Annotated in this window: 18 protein-coding genes; 17 read left to right on the forward strand and 1 reads right to left on the reverse strand. The window is 42.8% G+C overall.

The window, feature by feature from the left end:
- Positions 1-33: 33 nt before the first annotated feature.
- From MgSA37_RS18170 to glmM, 11 genes are all read left to right on the forward strand, one after another.
- The gene (locus tag MgSA37_RS18170; protein ID WP_096353917.1) at positions 34-3,039 is read left to right on the forward strand and encodes a SusC/RagA family TonB-linked outer membrane protein; all 3,006 of its coding nucleotides are present in this window, start codon (positions 34-36) and stop codon (positions 3,037-3,039) included.
- Positions 3,040-3,050: 11 nt separating this feature from the next.
- Positions 3,051-4,565 carry a RagB/SusD family nutrient uptake outer membrane protein gene (locus MgSA37_RS18175; protein ID WP_096353918.1) on the forward strand — a complete coding sequence of 505 codons (1,515 nt, stop codon included), beginning with the start codon at positions 3,051-3,053 and terminating at the stop codon, positions 4,563-4,565.
- Positions 4,566-4,605: 40 nt separating this feature from the next.
- Positions 4,606-5,475 carry a PKD domain-containing protein gene (locus tag MgSA37_RS18180; RefSeq protein ID WP_096353920.1) on the forward strand — a complete coding sequence of 290 codons (870 nt, stop codon included), beginning with the start codon at positions 4,606-4,608 and terminating at the stop codon, positions 5,473-5,475.
- Positions 5,476-5,494: 19 nt separating this feature from the next.
- On the forward strand, positions 5,495-6,607 hold the full coding sequence (locus tag MgSA37_RS18185; RefSeq protein ID WP_096353921.1) for an acyltransferase family protein: 1,113 nt from the start codon (positions 5,495-5,497) through the stop codon (positions 6,605-6,607).
- A gap of 43 nt (positions 6,608-6,650) precedes the next feature.
- Complete coding sequence (locus tag MgSA37_RS18190; RefSeq protein WP_096353923.1) at positions 6,651-8,174, forward strand: DUF4832 domain-containing protein; 1,524 nt, start codon at positions 6,651-6,653, stop codon at positions 8,172-8,174.
- A gap of 2 nt (positions 8,175-8,176) precedes the next feature.
- Complete coding sequence (galE, locus tag MgSA37_RS18195; RefSeq protein WP_096353924.1) at positions 8,177-9,208, forward strand: UDP-glucose 4-epimerase GalE; 1,032 nt, start codon at positions 8,177-8,179, stop codon at positions 9,206-9,208.
- A gap of 4 nt (positions 9,209-9,212) precedes the next feature.
- Complete coding sequence (locus MgSA37_RS18200; protein ID WP_096353926.1) at positions 9,213-9,821, forward strand: hypothetical protein; 609 nt, start codon at positions 9,213-9,215, stop codon at positions 9,819-9,821.
- Positions 9,794-11,224 carry an alpha-galactosidase gene (locus MgSA37_RS18205; protein ID WP_172885343.1) on the forward strand — a complete coding sequence of 477 codons (1,431 nt, stop codon included), beginning with the start codon at positions 9,794-9,796 and terminating at the stop codon, positions 11,222-11,224. Before MgSA37_RS18200 ends, MgSA37_RS18205 begins: the two co-directional genes overlap by 28 nt.
- 138 nt (positions 11,225-11,362) lie before the next feature.
- Positions 11,363-12,526, forward strand: a complete 1,164-nt coding sequence (locus MgSA37_RS18210; RefSeq protein ID WP_232010677.1) for a phosphotransferase enzyme family protein — start codon at positions 11,363-11,365, stop codon at positions 12,524-12,526.
- A gap of 29 nt (positions 12,527-12,555) precedes the next feature.
- Entirely contained in the window at positions 12,556-14,475 is a 1,920-nt protein-coding gene (locus MgSA37_RS18215; RefSeq protein WP_096353929.1) for a glucosamine-6-phosphate deaminase, read from the forward strand.
- A 12-nt stretch (positions 14,476-14,487) separates the two neighbouring features.
- A complete protein-coding gene (gene glmM, locus MgSA37_RS18220; RefSeq protein WP_096353931.1) occupies positions 14,488-15,876 on the forward strand; it encodes a phosphoglucosamine mutase in 1,389 nt (462 codons plus the stop codon).
- Between the two features lie 90 nt (positions 15,877-15,966).
- Here glmM and MgSA37_RS18225 read toward each other — a convergent pair whose 3' ends face one another.
- Positions 15,967-16,776 carry a peptidase associated/transthyretin-like domain-containing protein gene (locus MgSA37_RS18225; RefSeq protein ID WP_157750626.1) on the reverse strand — a complete coding sequence of 270 codons (810 nt, stop codon included), beginning with the start codon at positions 16,774-16,776 and terminating at the stop codon, positions 15,967-15,969.
- Between the two features lie 120 nt (positions 16,777-16,896).
- On the opposite strand from MgSA37_RS18225, the gene MgSA37_RS18230 reads away from it, so the two are divergent.
- The 6 genes from MgSA37_RS18230 (at position 16,897) to MgSA37_RS18255 (ending at position 22,101) form a co-directional block, all read left to right on the forward strand.
- Complete coding sequence (locus tag MgSA37_RS18230) at positions 16,897-17,472, forward strand: hypothetical protein (RefSeq protein ID WP_096353934.1); 576 nt, start codon at positions 16,897-16,899, stop codon at positions 17,470-17,472.
- 67 nt (positions 17,473-17,539) lie between these two features.
- On the forward strand, positions 17,540-18,085 hold the full coding sequence (locus MgSA37_RS18235) for a hypothetical protein (RefSeq protein ID WP_096353935.1): 546 nt from the start codon (positions 17,540-17,542) through the stop codon (positions 18,083-18,085).
- Positions 18,086-18,196: 111 nt separating this feature from the next.
- Positions 18,197-19,678, forward strand: coding sequence for a glycine--tRNA ligase (locus MgSA37_RS18240; protein WP_096353937.1), 1,482 nt, complete (start codon positions 18,197-18,199; stop codon positions 19,676-19,678).
- Positions 19,679-19,880: 202 nt separating this feature from the next.
- A complete protein-coding gene (locus MgSA37_RS18245) occupies positions 19,881-20,882 on the forward strand; it encodes a YncE family protein (protein WP_096353938.1) in 1,002 nt (333 codons plus the stop codon).
- A 191-nt stretch (positions 20,883-21,073) separates the two neighbouring features.
- Positions 21,074-21,772 (forward strand): RadC family protein, encoded by a 699-nt coding sequence (radC, locus tag MgSA37_RS18250; protein ID WP_096353940.1) that lies wholly within the window; start codon positions 21,074-21,076, stop codon positions 21,770-21,772.
- A 113-nt stretch (positions 21,773-21,885) separates the two neighbouring features.
- A complete protein-coding gene (locus MgSA37_RS18255) occupies positions 21,886-22,101 on the forward strand; it encodes a hypothetical protein (protein WP_096353941.1) in 216 nt (71 codons plus the stop codon).
- Positions 22,102-22,186 lie beyond the last annotated feature (85 nt).

The raw sequence follows: 22,186 nt of genomic DNA on the forward strand, positions 1-22,186 counted from the left end.
CTTATCCGTTAACATTCTTTTAAAAAAACAACTATGTTCAATTTGAAAAAACTTTTACTCTTTCTTTTGTTGGTAGTGAGCTGTTGTAACCTTTTTGCCCAGGGCCGGGTGTTAAAAGGAAAGGTTACTGAAAAAGATGGCTCAGCATTACCCGGAGTTGTTATTGAAATAAAAGGCAACACTAAAAGCGCAGTCGCTTCGGGCCCGGATGGTTTCTTTTCCATAAACATTAGTGGCGCCGCTACTTTAGTGGCACACTCCATTGGTTACACGGCTCAAACCATTAATGTAACCGCATCGCAAAACAACTTAACCATCGTAATGCAGGTGGACAACCAGCAATTAGGCGAGATTGTAATTACAGGTTATGCCAAACAAAAGAAAGGCAACCTTACAAGCGCTATTTCTGTAGTATCAGCAGATAAATTAAAAGATGTAACCAGCGACGATATTGGCGCTATGTTACAAGGCAAAGTTGCGGGTTTGCAGGTAGTCAATTCATCAGGTGCCCCCGGCAGCGCATCTGAAATCCGACTCAGGGGGGTATCCTCTGTAAATGCCTCGCAAAGCCCTTTATTTGTGGTTGATGGCATAATTGGAGGCAATTATGACCCTAATGACGTGGAAAGCGTAACAGTTTTAAAAGATGCCGGTGCTACTGCCATTTATGGTTCACAGGCAAATGGCGGCGTTATCATCGTAACTACCAAAAAAGCTAAGGGCGATAAAACGCAATATGAATTTAGTGCCACAACAGGTTTTAAAACCCCTGATTTTGGCACCATGGTTATGATGAATAGCAGCGAGTTGTATCAAAACCAAAAGCAGTTGTTTCGTGATTACATTCCGGGCGCTGCCAATAACAGCTATGTAATTGATTTGGTTCAGTTTCAATCGCAGCGGCCGGCATCAATACTAAATACCAATACTAATTGGTTAACTACCTTATTTAAAAGCGCCCCTATTCAAAATTACCATTTTTCTACATCAGGTAAAACGGCAAAGAACGAATATTACTTCGGCGCCACTTTTTATAACGAAGGCGGAACCTTTATGAACACTGATTTTAAACGTGTTAATTTAAGGACAAACGATGTTTATCACTTTACCGACAAGATCACGATGACCAACAGCATTAATGTTAGCGGTACGCTGGGGAAAAGCTATGATTATAATGACATTTATTACGCTTACTTAAATTTGCCATGGGATAACCCGTATGATGCTAATCATAATGCGATTTATGTTGATGGCAACTCTACTTTCAAATGGTGGTCAAGGGATAAAACAAACCCTATAAATACCATCCAAAACTCAAACCATCCTTATAAAAATTTTGATGTGAATTATGACCTCGGGCTGGATTTGCCTATAACCCCCTGGTTATCATTTAATACATCAAACCGTTTAAGTGCATATTACGGGTACAGTTCAACTTATTACAGCCCCGCGGTCGAAGGATTTTATCATGGCACCGGGTATTTAAATAACCAAAGTTCGTTCAGCTATGGTGGCATTTCCACCAACTTACTGAAATTTAATTTTCAGTTTGGCAAAAGTGCATTGAACGGAATAGCCGGTGTTGAGTTTGAGGGTAGTGAAAATGATTATATGGGTGCAAGCGGTAAGGGATTGCCGCTCGGACTGGCTGTATTGGATGTAGTGTCTAATACGCAGACGGTAAACGGCTATTATAATACGCCATCAATCGTATCTTATCTTTCACAGGTAAATTACAGCTACCTTGGTCGCTACTTTTTAAGCGGATCCTTCCGGACAGACGGATCTTCAGCATTTCCTCCATCTAACCGTTATGCCTCTTTCCCATCTATATCTGCAGGATGGTTAGCAAGTAATGAGGATTTTTTAAAGGATAGCCACACCATTGACAATCTGAAATTGCGGGTAAGTTATGGTATTACCGGCACACAGGATATTGGTGCAGGCAGATACCTGGGTTTGTACTCGTTAAATACACAATATAACTCATCTGTAGGCGCCACGCCTTACCAATTGGAAAGCCCGAATTTAACATGGGAAAGTAAACACCAGCTGGATGCAGGTTTCGATATAGGCTTATTCCACCGCATTAACATTACGGTTGATGCCTATCACAATATTACAAAAAACCTGTTATTGCAGGTTGCCCAGCCCTTATCTGTTGGCTTTGAAACCAAATGGGAAAATAAAGGACAGGTACTTAATAATGGGTTGGAGTTTGCTATCAATAGCGTAAATATAAAAAGCGCTAATTTTCAGTGGACAACCGATTTTAACATCAGCTTTAACAACAACAAACTACAGGGTTTCCCTTCAACAGTTGTTTCAACAGGCGCCAGTTCAGTTTCGCAAATTTACCGTAATGATGGTAACCTGTACGAGTTCTATATGCCAAAATGGGAAGGGGTAAACCCGCAAACAGGCGCTCCCCAATGGGAAGTTGAAACTAAAGATAGCAAAGGCAATGTAACCTCTAAATCAGTTACTTCCAATTATGCTTTGGCAACTTTGGAGGAACAAGGTTCGGCCCTACCAAAATACCAGGGAGGTTTTAACAACGAGTTTAAATACAAGAAGTTTTTCTTGCGTGTAAATACTTACTTTGTATACGGTAACAAAATTTATAACGCAAATCTGAGCGAAGTACAAAATGACGGCAGCGAACCGTATCTGAACCAGATCGTTGCGCCAAAAGGCACTATCGTATGGACACATCCGGGTCAAATAGCGACAGATCCAAGCCCTCAGAATAACACTAACTCTACCTCACCGTCAACCAGGTATTTGAAAGACGGCAGTTACCTGAGTATAAGAAATATTGCATTGGGCTACAGCTTGCCCAAATCTTTCGTGCAGCGGCTGAAATTATCCGATGTAAACGTATCTGTAAGCGCCGACAATGTATACACCTTTACCCATTACCTGGGCCAGGATCCGGCAACAACTATTACACCAGGTAATTTTATTACCCCTGGCGTTGCCGATTTTAAATACCCGGACAATCGTCAATTTTTATTGAACATAAATATCAAATTTTAAAAGATCAGGTGATGAAAAATAAATTATTTTATATAACAGCGCTATCTCTGCTGATATGCACAGGCTGTAAACAAAATGACCTGCCTACCAATGCTGTAACTACGGCATCATTAACAACTACACCCGATGGCTTATTAAATGCCGTAAATGGCGCTTATGCGTTATTTAAGGATCATGTTTCTTTTGAGGGCACTACAGATGATAATAATATGTATCTGCGGCAGTATTTCCAGATGTCGGACTTCGCGTCAGACGATGTGGTATGCGCCCAGATCACTACCGACCCGTTATTTCTTGCTTTTTCGTTGGGTTTTACCCCTACACAAACCAATGCAAGTTATTTCTGGTACATTTCCTACAAAATCATCAGTGATGCAAATACTGTAATAGAGGCCGGAAGCAAAATAAGCAGCCCAACGGCCGCGCAGCAGCAATTGATTGGCGAATGCTATTTTTTAAGAGCTTTCTGCCACTTTAACCTGGTTCGCTTTTTTGCTGAGCCTTATACCATAAACCCCGATGCTCCCGGCATTATATTAAGAACATCAACCACTGATCCGTCATCAAAAGCGCGTTCAAGTGTTAAAGAAGTTTATGCACAAATAATTGCTGATGGAATTAAAGCTGCATCGCTGATGAACGCGCCGCGCGGAAAAACCTATGCGAGTAAGGAAGCTGCAGAGGCCTTATTATCAAGGGTTTCATTATACGAAGGTGATAATACAAGCACCATCACCTATAGCAACGCGGTTATTAATTCAGGGAACTTTACTGAATCAACTGCAGATGCCTATAAAACACTCTTTTCAAATGCACCGGCGAATCCTGAAACAATATTTTGCATAGCGTTTACCACTTTGGATGATTACGGAAAATTTGGTTCAATAGCTTCTCAATATTATTCAAACGGCAACTCCGGCTGGGGTGAAGAATATGCTTCGCAGCCTTTACGTACGTTATATGCCCAAAATCCATCGGACGTCCGCTCCTCCTATATAGTCGACCTGGTAGATTCAACAGGTACACAGCAGTACAAAAATGGCATTCCAATTTATTATGTAACCAAATTCTCCTTCCAGGGAGGCAGTCCTACGCTCAGCTCCCCGGTAATGTTCCGCCTGTCAGAAATGTACCTGAACAAGGCAGAGGCAGAAGCTAAACTTGGCCAAACAGCAGCCGCGCTTGCCGATGTGGATATGATCAGGAAAAACAGGGGATTATCCGGTGCGCTTTACAACGGCACCGTACCTTCAAATACGACTTTGTTGGATGTTGTATTAAAGGAAAGAAGGTTAGAACTGGCTTTTGAAGCCGACCGTACTTTCACAGTTTACCGCAACAAAATGAATATGGATAAAACTTATTGGGGATACCATTTGCAGGGCTTACAAGCCAGCGACATTAATTTAAGTGTTGCACCTGCCAACTACCCTAATATGATCATCCCGTACACCAGTACCAAAATCATTTATTATATACCACAAGCCGAGATATTATCTAATCCACTGGCAACTCAAAATCCATAATTAACAGTAAAATAATTCAATTGCTATTAATGAAAATGATATGAAAAAATTTAAGTTTATATTAAGCTGTTTCTTGCTGACAGGATTTATTACCGGATTTGAAGCCTGTAAAAAGAACCCGGAGCAACCCGTAAAAGATGTGGTTTTTACAGACGTTGTAAAAAGCTACGTAGTTACCTTTTCCAACAAAACTACTGATGCAAAAGCATTCAGATGGGATTTTGGAGACAGCACCAGCTCAACCGATGCCAATCCGGTACATACCTATACAAAAAAAGGGAAATTTGTAGCCACTTTGTATGCGACGTTAAATAACGGCCAGGTTATAAATGGTTCAACCATCATCAACGTATCAAAAAGCTCACCCATATTATTGAATGATAATTCATTAAAGGATTGGGATACCATATCAAACGTGGTTATACCAACCGGGGCCCTGGGCGGAATTGTTCAGAAAGCTAAATTCGATTATGATAGCCAGAATGTTTATATCTACATGGAGATGAAAGGAACGGTAGCTGCAGGAAACATTTTTGACTTCTATATGGATACTGACAATGATGCCACCACTGGTTTACTTACAGGCGAGATACCGGGCGGGGGTTACGATTACCTGCTGGAAGGCCCGATGCTTAGCGCCCCGGATGCATTGGTTCAATATCAACATACAGGGGCACAAAACGCGTTTAGTTTTAACGCACTAAGTATCGCTGAATTTTATACTGTAGGTACGGTTCAGGACGCAGAGGGAGTTGTAAAATTCGAGATGTCACTTAGCCGCAGTAAAATTGGCGGGTTAAGCGGCAAAGCGTTGACCTTCGGTATAATTGTTAGTGATTCGGGTTGGAGTGAAGTGGGTTGGATGCCTGGACAGGGCCAAACTGCTTTAACACTTGACATCAGCCAATAATAAGTTTTATACCTGATAAATGGAAAGCATTATTCCGAAATCGGCTAACAGGCTCATCTCCTTAGATGTGATGCGCGGGCTTATTATGATATTGCTGGCCGGCGAAAGCTGCCTGGTATATGAGCATTTACACGCACTGCATTTAGGAGGTGCCGCCGACGGCTTGATCAACCAGTTTTTTCATGACCCGTGGCATGGCCTCCACTTTTGGGACTGCGTACAGCCGGCCTTTATGCTAATGGCGGGGGCGGCCATGTATATTTCCTATAACTCAAAACGGGCGAAAGGCATAACCTGGCAGCAAAACTTTAAACACATTGCGCTGCGGTCGGTAAAATTATTTTTACTGGGTACAGGCTTACACTGTGTTTATGCAGGCAAACTTGTTTTTGAACTTTGGAATGTGCTTACCCAGTTATCGTTTACTACCATTATCGCTTATCTGATCATCAACAGATCGTTTTGGTTCCAGTTAAGTTTCTCAATAGCCCTGCTGGTGATAACTGATGTTTTGTACCGCAATATATTAATGCCCGGGTTTGATCGGCCTTATACAGAGTTTCACAACTTTGGGGCTTATATGGATACCGTGCTGATGGGGAAAATCAATACCGACGGGTGGGTTGCCATCAATATTATCCCAACGGCGGCACACACCATTTGGGGGGTATTGGCGGGCAAACTATTGATATCAAAAGAACCGGCCACGAAAAAGATCCAATACCTGGTAATTGCCGGCCTGGTTGGGCTGGCCTTGGGTTTTGGGCTGGATATTGCAAATATAACCCCGATCATAAAGCGGATAAGCACCAGCTCCTTTGTGCTGGCATCAGGCGGATGGGTATTGCTGCTCCTGGCTTTTCTGTATTGGTTAATCGATATAAAACACGTAAACAAATATGCATGGATTTGTATAGTGGTGGGGGTAAACTCCATCTTTATTTACCTGTTTTTTGAAACCGCAGGCGCACAATGGTTCAACAACGCCATAGGCATATTTGTTAAGGGATTGCTGGGCTTTACAGGCTTGCAGGCAAACCTGATTGCCGTATTTTCTGCACTGGTAACCTTATTTGCTGAATGGTACCTGTGTTATTTCCTGAGTAAGCATAAAGTGTTCATAAAAATATAACGAACAAGGCTTACCCGCGAATTTTAACCAACAAAAAATCAAAATGAAAAACTCAATCATAGTTGCTGCGCTATTATTTGCGCTGTCGTCATGCAGTAAAAAGGAAACAGTAGTTAAAACCCCTGTTGATACGTCGGCAATTGTAACGTATACCGAAAGCAGCCAGGATATAGTAAATCCCGAAAGAGGCTTTTTTCAATATGCCGAAATACACGCAAGTAATTATATTCCGCTGAGCGCAAGCCTGCTTGCGGGTTACCGCGGCAATCAAAGTATCCCGGGGGCAACTTATACAGTAGCCTGCAGTTTGGTTTATGTGGAATATGTGCTGGATAGCTTTGTTACCTCGCCGATCTCGGCCGACTTCTTAACCAAATTCGATCAGGACTGCGCCACGGCGCGAAGCGCCGGTGTAAAACTGATCCCGCGTTTTATCTATACCAACACTACGCACGGTGGCACTTGCCCCGAGCAATCAATCTGCACCCCATATGGTGATGCGACAAAGGCGGTGATATTGAATCATATCAGCCAGTTAAAGCCCTACCTGCAAAAGGATGCAGATGTAATTGCTTGTATGCAGCTTGGTTTTATAGGCATTTGGGGAGAAAATTACTACACCGATAATTTCGGTGATGCCTCAAGCAACGGACAGGGCAAACTATTGGACAATAACTGGCAGGACCGCATTGATGTGTTAAAGGCGCTTTTGGCGGCGTTGCCTGCTGACCGGATGGTGCAGGTCCGTATTCCGCAGCTCAAGGAAAGATATGTATATGGTATCAACGCTAATGTAAATTCTGCAGCGATGACTGATGCGGAAGCCTTTACTGAAACGGATAAAGCCCGCATTGGCTTTCATAACGATTGCTTTTTATCGGGTACTAATGACGAGGGCACTTATTTTGACTATGGCAACTCATCAACCCCGGAAGCCGATGCTACAACAGCTTTAAGGAATTTCGAGAAGTATGATACCAAATATGTTGCGGTTGGTGGCGAAACCTGCACCAATGGCTACACCCCGCAAAATGAATGCGAGCCCACGGGCATAGCCAAATCAGAGTTTGAAAGATTTCATTACAGTTTCCTGAACGCTGTTTACAACCTCGATCTGAATAATAACTGGGTAACCGGCGGTTGTATGGACAGCATCAAACAAAAATTAGGCTACCGGTTTGTATTGCGAAAAGCAGAATTCCCAACCTCTGCCAGCGCATCGGGCAACATCAGTGTAAATTTAACCATTGCCAATATTGGTTACGCATCGCCATACAACCCAAGGCCGGTACAATTGATCCTCCGTAATCAAACATCAGGCAATGTGTTCGTGGCTGCTTTTAAAACTGATATCCGGAAATGGTATACCGGCACTATAAATTTACAACAGACCCTGGCATTGCCGGCGGGCATTACTGCGGGCAATTATGATGTCCTGCTAAATATGCCGGATAACGCCCCTACCCTGAATACAAACCCAAATTTCAGCATTCAATTGGCCAATAATAATACCTGGGAATCAAACACCGGCTACAATAAATTACAAGGTGTTATCGCGATAAAATAGCAATGGGAAAAAAGATATTGGTTACAGGAGGCACAGGTTACATAGGTGCGCACACAGTTGTTGAATTACAAAATAATGATTACGAGGTTATTATCGTTGATAATTTAGCAAACTCGGATATAAAGATACTCGGGCAGATAGCGTCCATCACCGGGGAAAAACCGGAATTTTTTAGATTGGATCTCCGCGATAAAAATGCAATAGCTGAAATATTAAAAATCCATCCGGATATAAAAGGCGTTATACATTTCGCTGCCTCCAAATCGGTAAGTGAATCTGTAAAAAAGCCACTGCTATATTACGATAACAATATTTTAGCGCTGGTAAACCTGCTTAACGCTTTGGCCGGTAAGCCTGTGAATTTAGTCTTCTCTTCATCATGTACCGTTTACGGTGAACCCGATACATTACCGGTAACAGAACTTGCTGACATAAAAAAAGCGGAATCTCCGTATGGAAATACGAAACAAATCGGTGAGGAAATATTAAAAGAAACCGCCAACGCAGTAAAAGATTTAAGCGTTATTGCGCTCAGGTATTTTAACCCTGTGGGGGCCCATCCATCGGCTTTAATCGGGGAGTTGCCGAATGGGGTACCGCAGAACCTGGTACCCTATATCACGCAAACGGCTATCGGCAAACGCGAGCAGCTAACGGTCTTCGGCGACCAGTTTGATACGCCGGATGGCAGCTGTATCAGGGATTTTATTCATGTTGTTGATTTGGCCAGGGCACATGTTGCTGCAATCAGGCGGATGGAAGCCGGGCAGGCTCATGCTGCTTTCGAGGTTTTTAATATTGGCACAGGTCAGGGTTATTCCGTGCTGGAGCTTATCCGCACTTTTGAAAAAGTGACCGGAACACAATTGAACTATCGTATTGGCCCACCTCGCGACGGCGACATTGTAAAAATTTGGGGGGATGTGAGCCTGGCCGAAAAAGAATTGGGATGGAGAGCCGAAAATGATTTAACCAGCATGTTGTCTTCAGCATGGGCCTGGGAAAATTATATCAATAACAATCCTTTTAATTAATAAGATGCATAAAAAACTTTATTTGGTTTTAATTTGGTTGATTGCCGGGTTTAATTTTTCTTTTGCCCAGGTTGGTTACCTGGGCAAAAAACCCGGCCTTGCTGCTATCAAAAACACAAACGGCACCATCGTTTTTGAAAACAATGTACTCGCTTTGAGTTTTGCTACCAACGGTCGTAAATTAGTTATTACCGGCTTTAAGGATAAACAAACCAACCAACTACTGTCAATTCCAAACAGCCCACTATTTTCTTTATTGCTGGGCAACAACACCGTCAATTCAAATGAATTTACGTTAGTTGGCCAAGCATCATTATCAGAAATAACCGGTGATAAAAACGCACTAAAATTTGCGGGCAAATTGTCCGGCAAAAAATTAAGTGCGGATCTGGAAGATTCAAAAACAGGACTAAAAGTTCATTGGGAAGCAACTTTGTTAAACGGGGCCAACTACCTTCGCCAGGAATTTACATTCAGCGTTGCCGATTCCGTAAAAATATCAAAGATTACGTTGCTAAAATTCCCATCGTCGTTAAGTGTTAAAAAGAAGGCACCGTGGATGGATCCCCGCTGGTTCATAACAACATGTTCTTCGCAATTGAGCACCCGATGAGCCAAACTATGGCTGATAAATTTAGTACTTCTATTTACCTGCCGCGTTTAAATGCTGTTTATAAATCGGCTCCGCTTACCATTTCATCAGTATGGGGCATTACGCCGCCCAATCAAATGCGTCGTGGCTTTTTACGCTATATTGAGCTTGAAAGGGCAGTGCCCTATCGCCAGATGTTGCATTACAACTCATGGTTTGACATTTCGTGGGATGACCGTAAACTCAGCGACTCGGTTTGTCTTGACCGTATAAAAGGGTTTAAAGATAGCCTGGTAGATAAACGCAAAGTAAAACTTACCGCATTTTTATTTGATGATGGCTGGGACGACAATAAAACTTTATGGCAATTTAATACAGGTTTTCCTCGTGGCTTCAGCAAAATAGCAGCAGCAACTAAAGATGCCAGTTCAACACTGGGAGTTTGGATCTCACCATGGGGAGGTTACGATGAGCCGAAAATACAGCGTATAAATTACGGAAAGGCACAAAACCCGCCTTTTGAAACCAATGAAAATGGATTTTCATTAACGGGGCCTAATTATTATAAACGATTCAGGGCTGTAACCACCTCATTTATTAAAGACTACAATATCAGCATGTTTAAGTTTGATGGTGTTGGGGCGGGTAACGGTGCAAGTGGCGCCAGCATAACTTATCAAAAAGATATCGAAGCTTTTTTAAAGCTGATTACTGGGTTGCGTGATGAGAAGCCTGACCTCTACCTGAGTTTAACCGTTGGCACATGGCCATCTGTTTACTGGTTAAAATATGGCGATGCGATCTGGCGGGCCGGTGAAGATACAGGGCTTGGCGGCGAAGGCCCGAAGCGCCAGCAATGGATCACTTATAAAGACGGGCAGGCTTATACCAATATTGTTAAAAGAGCGCCCTTATTTCCGTTAAATTCCATTATGTATCACGGCGTTTGCATTGCGGATAATGGATTGCCCGGAACATTGGAAATGGACGACAAGAATATCAGTGATGAGATCTGGGCTTTTTTTGGCACAGGTACCGGCTTGCAGGAGTTGTATGTTAATCCGCATAAATTAAATTCAGCCAATTGGGATTGCATACGTAATGCTGCAAATTGGTCGCGGGCTCATGCTGAACAAATGGCAGATATCCATTGGGTAGGTGGCGACCCGTTAAAGGGCGAAGTTTATGGTTATGCAGGCTGGGCCGATAAAAAAGCTGTACTTACGCTGAGAAACCCCACATCTCATTCAAAAACATTTATTTTAGACGTTAAAAAAGTGTTTGACTTACCTGGTGGATACACTGCGGGGTACAGTTTTTCTGACGCAAAGTCAGGCTCAGGGTCGACTATGTATCGCGGAAAAAGGTTTACAGTAAAATTGGCCCCTTTTGAAGTTAAAACAATGAATGCAAGCCAGTTATAAATACAATACAGATTAATAATATTAGTGTGTGTGTTAATTTTCAACCAATGTGTACGGACACGCAAAAATTATATTATATTTGTATCATCATATTTTTATAAAACAAAAACAAGCGTAAACCAGGTTTAAAAAACATATATGAATAGCAGCGCAATGCTTTATGATTTTGCAGGCATCATTGCACAATTTAATACTGAAGAGGGCGATTTCGAAATATCAGGTTTTGGATCAGGACACATAAATGATACTTACCTGGTAAAAAATCCCGGAAGTGAACATCCGGGCTATTTGCTTCAAAAGATAAATAGTTTTGTATTCAAAAATATCGGCGGTTTAATGAACAACATGCTCTATGTTGTAAACCATTTAAAACAAAAAATAAGCGAAACAGGCGGCAATCCTGATAAAGAAGTATTAACACTTATCCCTACAAAAAAAGGCAAGTATTATTACAAAGATCAACAGGACAATTACTGGCGGATGACTTGCTTTTTAGCCGACACCAAAAGCTATGACCTGGTTACTACCAAACAACAAGCCTACCAGGGCGGCGTGGCTTTCGGCAGGTTCCAATATCTTTTATCCGATCTGGACCCGGCATTGCTGATCGATACTATTCCAGACTTTCTGAATATTGAAAAACGCTTGTTTGATTTCAGGAAAGCTATAGAAGGTGATACCGCCGGCAGGTTAAAGGAGGTTAAAGAAGAAGTTGATTTTCTGAACAGCCGGGCTACGGCCATGAATGAGATCCCGAAATTAGGGCGAGCGAATATTTTACCCCTGCGCATTACCCATAACGACACTAAATTTAACAATATACTGCTTGATAAGGAGGGTAATATTCAGTGTGTAATTGATTTAGATACGGTAATGCCCGGCTACATAGCTTTTGATTTTGGTGATGCCATCCGCACCATCATCAATACCGCTGCTGAAGACGAGGCTGATTTAAATACTATACAATTAAATATCCCGCTGTTTACAGAGTTTACCAAAGGTTATTTGAGTGAAACAAGGTCATTCCTTACCGAAGCTGAATTAAAATCGCTGATGATGGGTGTGTTATTGTTACCCTACATGCAGGCAGTGAGGTTCCTGACGGATTACCTGGAGGGCGACGTTTATTATAAAACGCACTTTGCCGGCCATAATTTACAGCGCACCCACGCACAGATACAACTGTTTAAAATACTTGAGCTGAACAAGACGGAGCTGGAGAATATTCTTCAAACCGAGTGGAACAATTTAAAACCCGGGGCTATACTAAATGCACCGGTAATAAAACAAGATGCCTTATAAAAATCATCATTTACCTATCCTACTTACCTATGGCACGCTTAAATCTTTTAGAAGAAACAAGATTTGAAAAACTACCGGTTACGGTGTACCCCGATAAACTTACTGCATCAAAAACAGTTGCAAAACGCATTGCCGATATCATCATCCGGAAAGCCGCCAAAGGCGAAAACGCTGTACTTGGCCTGGCAACAGGTGTAACGCCTATAGGTGTATACGCCGAATTGGTGCGGCTGCACAAGGAAGATGGGCTCAGCTTTAAAAATGTAATTACCTTCAACCTGGATGAATATTTTCCAATGTTGCCTTCATCATCACAAAGCTATGATGCTTTTATGAAGGAGCATTTGTTTAACCATATTGATATTGATTTAACCAACGTACACATCCCTGATGGTACATTAAAACAAGAGGAAGTAGCTGCCTTTTGTTTGGCCTATGAACAAAAGATCACCGCATTGGGCGGTCTGGATCTGCAAATATTAGGTATTGGGCGTACTGGTCATATCGGCTTCAATGAGCCCGGCTCTGCACCCAATTCGGGAACACGGCTGGTATCACTGGATGACTTAACGCGAAGCGATGCAGCGCATGATTTTGGTGCAAAATCAAAAGTGCCCACCAAAGCCATTACCATGGGGATAGGCACAATATTTAAGGCCCGCGAAATCATCCTGATGGCATGGAGCGCCAAAAAAGCGCCAATACTAAAAAAAGCCGTCGAGGGTGATCTATCCGCAGATGTGCCAGCTACCTACCTGCAACTATCTGATCATGTTGAATTTATAGTTGATAAAGAAGCAGCATCCGAATTAACCCGCTTTAATACCCCATGGCTGGTAAAAGATTGTGTATGGACCGACCTTTTAATTAAAAAAGCGGTGATCTGGCTTGCCAAAACATTAAACAAGCCGATTTTAAAGTTGACGGATGACGATTACAACAACCACGGTATGGCCCAGCTGGCGACCGAAAAAGGGCCTGTTTATAACATCAATATCCAAATATTTAATAAACTGCAGCATACTATAACCGGCTGGCCCGGAGGGAAACCCAATGCAGATGACAGCCAAAGACCTGAAAGGGCAATACCGGCCCAAAAACGGATCGTTGTGTTTTCGCCGCATCCGGATGATGACGTAATTTCAATGGGTGGCACCTTTATCCGCCTTGCCGACCAGGGGCATGATGTGCACGTAGCCTACCAAACATCGGGTAATACCGCAGTTTGGGACGACGACGCATTACGATATATCGAGTTCTCGCTTGATTTTTCAAAATCGCAAAACATCAAAGCTGATGCTATAGAAAAATTATATGGCGATACCCGCGGGTTCATCAACACAAAACAATCCAACCAGGCTGACCCTGCGGAACTCCAAGCAATAAAAGGGTTGATACGCAAAGGCGAAGCTATTGCCGGTGCGCGGTTTGTAGGTTTGGATGATGACCATATTCATTTTCAAAACCTGCCTTTTTACGATAAGCGGAAAACGAACAAAAATGTATCCTACGAAGATGACATTCAACAAACGGTAGCTTTATTGCAGCAGGTGAAACCGCACCAGGTTTTTGCAGCAGGCGATTTTGCAGATCCGCATGGCACCCATGAAACCTGTTTCAATATCATTTTAGAAGCCTTAAAACGTCTCAGTAAAACGGAAGCCTGGGTTAACGATTGCTGGCTATGGCTGTACCGTGGCGCATGGTTTGAGTTTGAAACCTACGAGATTGAAATGTGCGTGCCCTTATCGCCGGACGAAGTAGAGCGAAAGCGTTTGGCCATTTTCAAGCACCAGTCGCAAAAAGACAGGCCGGTATTCCCCGGCGATGATGCAAGGGAATTTTGGGTACGCGCAGAAGACCGTACCAGCGAGACGGCTAAAATATACAACGAACTTGGGTTAGCGGAGTACGAAGCCATGGAGGCATTTGTAAAATGGAAGTTCTGATAAAAAATTAAAATGACTTTAATTAAATCAATCTCCGGCATCAGGGGAACTATTGGCGGCAAGCCTGGTGAAGGCCTCACCCCTTTTGATATTGTTAAATACACGGCAGCTTATGGCCGTTGGGTGAAACAGACCACAGGTATCCCCAAAATCGTGATCGGGCGGGATGCCCGCATTTCGGGTGAAATGGTAAAAAACCTTGTTATTGGCACCCTGATGAGTATTGGTATTGACGTTATAGACATCGGGCTTTCAACCACCCCTACCGTTGAAATTGCTGTTCCCGGCGAAAAAGCAGGTGGCGGTATCATTATCACCGCCAGCCATAACCCCAAACAATGGAACGCATTAAAATTATTAAATGCGCTTGGCGAATTTATTAATGATGAGGAGGGTAAGGACGTTTTGGCAATTGCAGAAGATAGCGAGCTTACCTTTAGTAGCGTAGATAAAATAGGTAAAGTAACTGCCGACGATTCCTATCTCCAAAAACACATCGACAAAATTTTAGCGCTGCCTTACGTTGATGCTGAGGCGATAAGAAGTGCAGACTTCAGGGTGGTTATTGACTGCGTGAATTCAACAGGTGGCATCTTCTTACCGCCTTTATTGAATGCGTTGGGAGTTACACAAATAGAGGAACTATTTTGTGTGCCAAACGGGCAATTCCCGCATGACCCGGAGCCTTTGCCCGAAAACCTGGTAGCATTATCGGGCAAAGTAATTGAAACCAGGGCAAACCTCGGCATTGCCGTCGACCCTGATGTCGACCGGCTTTGTTTTGCAGACGAGAACGGCGCTATGTTTGGTGAAGAATATACGCTGGTTGCTGTTGCCGACTATATCATGCAGCGCAATCCCGGGAACACTGTGTCCAACCTGTCTTCGACACGCGCTTTGCGCGATATTACTGAACTGAACGGAGGCACCTATTATGCATCGGCAGTTGGTGAAGTTAACGTAGTAACAAAAATGAAGGAGACCAACGCGGTTATCGGCGGCGAAGGTAATGGAGGTATCATTTATCCTGAATTGCATTACGGCAGAGATGCGTTGGTTGGTATCGCTTTATTTTTAACGCACCTGGCAAAAACCGGTAAAACAGTGTCTGAATTACGCGCAACCTACCCTGCCTACTACATCTCGAAAAACAAGATCATCCTCACTGAAGGTATGGACATTGATGGTTTGTTAAAAAAGATGGAGCTGAAATACCGGCATCAGCCTTACAGCACAATTGATGGCTTAAAAATTGAATTCGATAAACAGTGGGTGCACCTGCGCAAATCAAATACTGAACCTGTGATCCGGATCTATGCGGAAGCAGGAACAATGGAGCGCGCTGCGCAATTAGCCGAACAAATCATTACCGACATCCATAAGCTTATTAAAAATCAGTAAAACAAATAGCTTGTGAGACTTTGGACAACATGCTGAATAAAGTAAAAACAAGGCTGCGGGTTTGTCAATTAATCTGACTTGATTTTTCAATCAATTCAACTTTACATCCCCTCCTGTTTTATCAGCCTCAGGTAAAACAGGACCAACATTTTTATACCCCGCATCCTTAAACTTTTTAAAGCATCCCCTGATATACACCTCCATGTCATAGTCTGTTGATTTTTTTACAAAATCATAAGTTGGGCGATATTGCAGTAAAAAGGCTGCAAGGGTATCGCCTTTCAGATCGGTGATGCCCGATACGATGCCCCGGTTAAAATGTTCATCCACATATTGCTCATGTTCATCGCGGATGAGCAGCTTATTGAATTTATATTCAGGTGTGCTTTTTTTGGTGAGGGCCTCAACTAAAGTAAGCAGATTAACCGAAAAAAACTCCCCCGGCGAAAAATTCATGCCATTGGTAAACGCATCAATTACCCTTGGGCCTTTATAATTAAACTGCCGGGCAAAGTCGGCCCGGTTGGCGAGGGAATCCTTTTTAAAGTTCCTGTCACCATAAATAGTCACCTCGTTAAGGTTATTTACTGTTGATGTAAGCTCGATGGTGAGCAGCACGTTTGGCTTGCCTGCAGCAACAAAACGCGTTTGATAGCCCGGGTGTATTATTTTCAGGCTGTCATCAGGATGAGAAATTGTGATCTCAAATTGACCAAGCTGGTTGCTGCGGGTGGTAACTAACGCGGCTTTTATAACCACACCACTGATGCATTGCCTGGTGGCTTTATCAATTACCAAACCCGTAACTTTTTGGGCATAAGAAGTAAGCCCCGATAAAAGGAAAAACAAAACCAATAAATATTTAGCCGGCTTTACCAATTCAAAAAAAGATTCTATCAAAAATAGCAATCTTTAATCGCGTGAGGATTCGTTTAACATCATTTAACAAACCGGAACTTAAAAGATTTCAACACTATCCGGGTTTTATTTTACTTTCTTTGTGTATAATATTACTGAACAATGAAATCCATTCCATTCCTGTTCCTTATCTTCTCAATAATAATTACCTCATGCAATTATGACGCAAAAAAATCAGCGCTGGTAAAAAGGCACAAGCAGCCGACCCGCCCGGATGCGGTTGACACGAACAAAATTTTGCTGAGTAGGACATACCTGCATGCTTTTTCAGATCAATCAAAACTTGACACTTTTAAACTGATTATACGGGGTTCTTCGATCAACACCGGAAGTCTCAAATTCGAGATCATTTCATATAAAAATGAGAAAATTTACAATGAAAATTATAGTGCTGTTGATTTGTTAGGTGATCTCGATGATTTATCAGCTAAAGAAAGTGAGGACACTATAAAAAGCCGGTTTAGTCATTTTTTTAACCCTGATGACTTTTATACCCCGGCGTTAGATCGAAAGTTAGATCTAACTGACACTGATTATGTGGATATAAATACGCAAAAGGACATAAGTGCTGATCCAACAGCAGTAGGGTTTATCTATAGCATTGGTTATGAAACCAGCTTAGAAATAGCTTACTCAAAAAAACAGAAGAAAACGCTAGTTTGCTATGCAAGTGATTAATCCTTTGTAAGGGGAACGGCTAGTTCCATCCAAACAAAAATTAAAATCAATTTAATAGATTTATGGCATGATATCATTGCAAGATTACAACCCTCCTCAAAATAAAGTACTTGGAGCAATCATTTTCATTTTGTTATGGGTTGGCATGGGTTTAATGTTTGCCAACATGATGTTGTTTGATGTTGTTGTTATGCCACTATACCTGGCGCTGTTGCTATGGATTGTGCCCGGTGCAATCCTTACGCCCTATTTAAATAATGCGAACCCAAGCAAAAAACTAAAAGGTCTGGCAAAAATTATCATCATGTTCGTTATAAGTATAATAGCGTTTGGCAGTATTACTTTATTTGCCGTTTTAGCACTTGATTATTACCCGGCTAACGGTACACCGCTTACGGTCCAAAACTTTCCGGTAGTTAAATATGGCTACACCCAGAGCCGTTCCGGCGACAAGACACTTTGCGCTGATATCAGCTATCAAAATCATTACAAGCGTTTTGATTTCCCCGAATATAAGCTGACCGACTCAAGTTTGTACCATTATGTTCAACTGCAAACCACGCCGGGATACATTGGTTTTGATGTGATCAGAAGCAAAAAGCTGGTTAAATAACATTTGGATTTCACCACATTCCTGCCATAATAGCCTCAAACTTTTTCACTTTCGGACTTTCGGACTTTTCCGACTTTCGGACTTTCCCAAAAATCCTATCTTTGCGCTATTATGAGCAAATCAACCGACGAACTTTTTAAAAACGTTATATCGCACGCAAAAGAATATGGCTTTGTTTTTCCTTCCAGTGAAATTTACGACGGACTAAGCGCCGTTTATGATTACGGGCAAAATGGTGTGGAATTAAAGAACAACATTAAAACCTACTGGTGGAAAGCCATGGTGCAGATGCACGAGAATATCGTAGGGCTTGATTCTGCCATATTTATGCACCCTACCATCTGGAAAGCCAGCGGACACGTAGATGGTTTCAGCGACCCGATGATCGATAACAAGGATTCGCAAAAACGCTACCGTGCTGATCAATTGCTGGAGGACAAAATTGCCCGTTATGATAAAGACGGCAAAACCGACAAGGCCGAACAGCTGCAAATTGAAATGGATAACGCCCTTAAGGCCGAGAATTTGCCGCGCTTAAGGGAATTGATTATAGAACATGAAATTGCCGACCCCGTTAGCGGTACCCGCAACTGGACAGAGGTGCGTCAGTTTAACCTGATGTTCAGCACGCAGATGGGCGCTGTTGCCGATGATGCCGACCTGATCTATCTCCGCCCCGAAACGGCCCAGGGCATCTTTGTAAATTACCTGAACGTGCAAAAATCGGGCAGGATGAAAATTCCTTTCGGGATCGCGCAAATTGGCAAGGCCTTCCGTAACGAAGTGATCGCCCGCCAGTTTATTATCCGCATGCGCGAATTTGAGCAGATGGAAATGCAATACTTTGTACGCCCCGGCACGCAAAAGGAATGGTTTAACAAATGGAAAGAAACCCGGTTAAAATGGCACCTTGCCTTAGGTACCGAACCCGAAAAATACCGTTACCACGAGCATACCAAGCTGGCGCATTACGCCGACGCTGCATATGATATTGAGTTTGAATTCCCGTTTGGCTTTAAAGAGGTAGAAGGCATCCATAGCCGTACCGATTTCGACCTGAGCCAGCACCAGAAGTTCTCGACCAAAAAAATGCAATATTTCGATCCGGAAGTTGACCCTGAAACCGGGAAACCTTTTGGTAACTATATCCCTTATGTAATTGAAACCTCCATCGGTTTGGACAGGATGTTTTTATTGACGATGATCAACGCCTTTGAGGAAGAAGACCTGAGCACCGAAGAAAAACAAGACAGCCGCACTGTATTAAGGCTTCACCCCTGCCTGGCGCCGGTTAAAGCCGCTATTTTCCCATTGATTAAAAAAGACGGTTTGCCCGAAAAGGCCCGTGAAATAATGGACAGGCTTAAGGTTGACTTTAACCTGCAATACGAAGAGAAAGACGCCATCGGCAAACGTTACCGCCGCCAGGATGCCATAGGTACCCCATTCTGTATCACCGTTGACCACCAGACATTAGAAGACGATACCGTAACCATCCGCTACCGCGACACCATGCAACAGGAACGCGTTAATTCAGCTGAACTGCAAAAGATCATTGGCGATAAGGTGAGCTGGAGGAATTTGCTGGCATAAGATGTGTGAACCAGGATTCGTAGGATTAGAGGATTAAAGGATTTTGATTTTTTTCAATCCTAAAATCCTTTAATCTTATAAATCTTAGTTCAGACAAATAACCATCATCTATAAACCCTTCCCCTTCGTCGATTGCTTTTTATATTGCCGGGATTCCTTCGTATTATTGTGAGTATAAATCACCAATTTATCCTTACTTAAAATGAAAAAACTTATCCTCTCCCTTGTGGTAGTTTCCGCATTTGCTATATCCGCTGTTACTGCTCAAACCTATCGAGTTGCCAAAACCTACCATATTAAAAGCAGCGGTGGTTACGATTATATAACGGTTGATTCGCTATCAAACAACCTCTACGTTTCGCATGGCAACCAGGTAAACGTTTTAAACAAAACTACCGGCGACTCCATCGGCGTTATCAAAACGGATAAAGATGTACATGGCATTGCATTGGTGCATGCAATGGGCAAAGGCTATATCACCAACGGTGGCGCCAACAGCGTAGCAGTTTTCGACCTGAAAACTAATAAAATATTGGGCCATGTGCCTGCCGGCGAATTTGCCGATGGTATATTTTACGATACTTTCTCCAAAAAAGTGATCAGCTGCAATGGCAAAAGCAAAAACATGACGGTGATTGACCCTTCAACAGACAAAGCCGTAGCCACTATCCAGCTTACCGGTTGGCCCGAAACAGCTACCAGCGATGGCAAAGGCAGGATCTATGTAAACAATGCCGAAAAAAGCGAGATTGATGTAATTGACGCTAAAACCTATAAAATTATTCATACATGGGCTTTAGCACCAGGCAAAGGCCCGTCAGGTTTGGCAATGGACCGCAAGACCATGCGCCTGTTTGCAGGTTGCGATGGTAATTTATTAGTGGTGATGGATGCCACCAATGGAAAAATAGTTACTACCCTCCCTATCGACGATGAATGCGATGCCGTTGGTTTTGATGTAAAGCTAAAAACAGTTTATTCATCCAACGGCGAAGGCACCTTAACCGTCATCAAAGAAATTACCCCGGATAAGTTTACCGTAGCCCAGGTGTTAAAAACCGAAAAAGGCGCACGCACAAACGCAGTCGACCAAATCACCCACAAAATTTATTTACCTACGGCAGATTTTAAACCGAAGGATCCAAAATCTTTCAGGCCAGCTGCGATACCAGGTACCTTCAGGGTTTTGGTGGTGAGCCAGTAAACCAAACATCGATTTATTGTAGAGACGCAATATTTTGCGTCTCTGGGGTGCCTCTCATAATGCAGACGCAATATTTTGCGTCTCCGGGCTATAAAAGAATAAACTTTTTATAAATTGTGATCTATTAGGAAACATCCAAAATGCATCTTTCAGAGACGCAAAATATTGCGTCTCTAAAAAAGTTTATTCTAATGGCAGGTTACGAAAACAAGATAGGTATCAAATCATGGGCGGAAGAAGATCGCCCCCGCGAAAAACTGGCGGGCCAGGGCAGGCGCGCTTTAACGGATGCAGAATTGATCGCCATCCTTATCGGCTCGGGCAGCAGGGATGAAACAGCGGTTGAGTTAAGCAAACGCATCCTGCATCATTATGATAACGACCTCAACAAACTGGGCAAAGCCTCCATTAACGAGCTATCCAACTTTAAAGGCATCGGCGAAGCCAAAGCTATCTCCATCATCGCCGCACTGGAGATAGGCCGCCGCAGGAACGATTTTGAAACCAAAGCGCCCGACATTATCAGCAGCAGCAAAGATGCCTACAACCTGATGCGCCGCCACCTGGTTGACCTGAACCACGAAGAGTTCTGGATCATATTAACAGGTCGGTCGCAAAAGGTTTTGGCAAAAGAACTGATCAGCAAAGGCGGTTTATCCAATACTGTTATCGACCCGAAAGTAATCTTCGGCGTAGCATTGCAGCACCAGGCAAGCAATATCATCCTGATCCATAACCATCCTTCGGGCAGTTTAAAACCGAGCCAGAATGATATTGTATTAACCAAACAACTGGTAAGCGCAGGCAATATCCTCGATATAAAAATACTCGACCACCTCATTATCTCCGACCAGGGGTATTTTAGCTTTGCGGATGAAGGGTTGTTTTGAGGAAGTCCGAAAGTCGGAAAAGTCAGGAAAGTCCGAAAGAAAGAGTTTTAAAAATATTCCCGAAACATCCATCTGGAAATATCGTTATCTTTATATCACTAAATACTAAAACCATGATAAACCCGGAAGACGAATTATTACCCGACGATTCAGACAGTTCAGATACCGCCGACCAGCAAAGCCAGCAGGATATCCATTCCAACGGGCTGGATGAAACCCCGGTGGATGAAAATACAACGGACACCGATATTTTAAAGCAATCGTATGATGCGGCAGAATCTGCCTACACCTTAAAGTTAGGCGGAGAAGGCAAACCTAAAAAAGAATAAACTTTGTAAACCGCCTACGCTATCAGAGTCGCAGGATAACAGCTTTTAAATATTAAAAGTTTAAGGTGACCTTGTGTTATGCTGA

It is taken from the genome of Mucilaginibacter gotjawali (genome assembly GCF_002355435.1).
In the GTDB taxonomy this organism is placed as follows: Bacteria; Bacteroidota; Bacteroidia; order Sphingobacteriales; family Sphingobacteriaceae; genus Mucilaginibacter; species Mucilaginibacter gotjawali.

What these genes read in the sequence shown, in the direction of transcription:
- MgSA37_RS18170 (WP_096353917.1), top strand. Translation starts at nt 34, where the DNA reads ATGTTCAATTTGAAAAAACTTTTACTCTTTCTTTTGTTGGTAGTGAGC.
- MgSA37_RS18175 (WP_096353918.1), top strand. Translation starts at nt 3,051, where the DNA reads ATGAAAAATAAATTATTTTATATAACAGCGCTATCTCTGCTGATATGC.
- MgSA37_RS18180 (WP_096353920.1), top strand. Translation starts at nt 4,606, where the DNA reads ATGAAAAAATTTAAGTTTATATTAAGCTGTTTCTTGCTGACAGGATTT.
- MgSA37_RS18185 (WP_096353921.1), top strand. Translation starts at nt 5,495, where the DNA reads ATGGAAAGCATTATTCCGAAATCGGCTAACAGGCTCATCTCCTTAGAT.
- MgSA37_RS18190 (WP_096353923.1), top strand. Translation starts at nt 6,651, where the DNA reads ATGAAAAACTCAATCATAGTTGCTGCGCTATTATTTGCGCTGTCGTCA.
- galE (WP_096353924.1), top strand. Translation starts at nt 8,177, where the DNA reads ATGGGAAAAAAGATATTGGTTACAGGAGGCACAGGTTACATAGGTGCG.
- MgSA37_RS18200 (WP_096353926.1), top strand. Translation starts at nt 9,213, where the DNA reads ATGCATAAAAAACTTTATTTGGTTTTAATTTGGTTGATTGCCGGGTTT.
- MgSA37_RS18205 (WP_172885343.1), top strand. Translation starts at nt 9,794, where the DNA reads ATGTTCTTCGCAATTGAGCACCCGATGAGCCAAACTATGGCTGATAAA.
- MgSA37_RS18210 (WP_232010677.1), top strand. Translation starts at nt 11,363, where the DNA reads ATGAATAGCAGCGCAATGCTTTATGATTTTGCAGGCATCATTGCACAA.
- MgSA37_RS18215 (WP_096353929.1), top strand. Translation starts at nt 12,556, where the DNA reads ATGGCACGCTTAAATCTTTTAGAAGAAACAAGATTTGAAAAACTACCG.
- glmM (WP_096353931.1), top strand. Translation starts at nt 14,488, where the DNA reads ATGACTTTAATTAAATCAATCTCCGGCATCAGGGGAACTATTGGCGGC.
- MgSA37_RS18230 (WP_096353934.1), top strand. Translation starts at nt 16,897, where the DNA reads ATGAAATCCATTCCATTCCTGTTCCTTATCTTCTCAATAATAATTACC.
- MgSA37_RS18235 (WP_096353935.1), top strand. Translation starts at nt 17,540, where the DNA reads ATGATATCATTGCAAGATTACAACCCTCCTCAAAATAAAGTACTTGGA.
- MgSA37_RS18240 (WP_096353937.1), top strand. Translation starts at nt 18,197, where the DNA reads ATGAGCAAATCAACCGACGAACTTTTTAAAAACGTTATATCGCACGCA.
- MgSA37_RS18245 (WP_096353938.1), top strand. Translation starts at nt 19,881, where the DNA reads ATGAAAAAACTTATCCTCTCCCTTGTGGTAGTTTCCGCATTTGCTATA.
- radC (WP_096353940.1), top strand. Translation starts at nt 21,074, where the DNA reads ATGGCAGGTTACGAAAACAAGATAGGTATCAAATCATGGGCGGAAGAA.
- MgSA37_RS18255 (WP_096353941.1), top strand. Translation starts at nt 21,886, where the DNA reads ATGATAAACCCGGAAGACGAATTATTACCCGACGATTCAGACAGTTCA.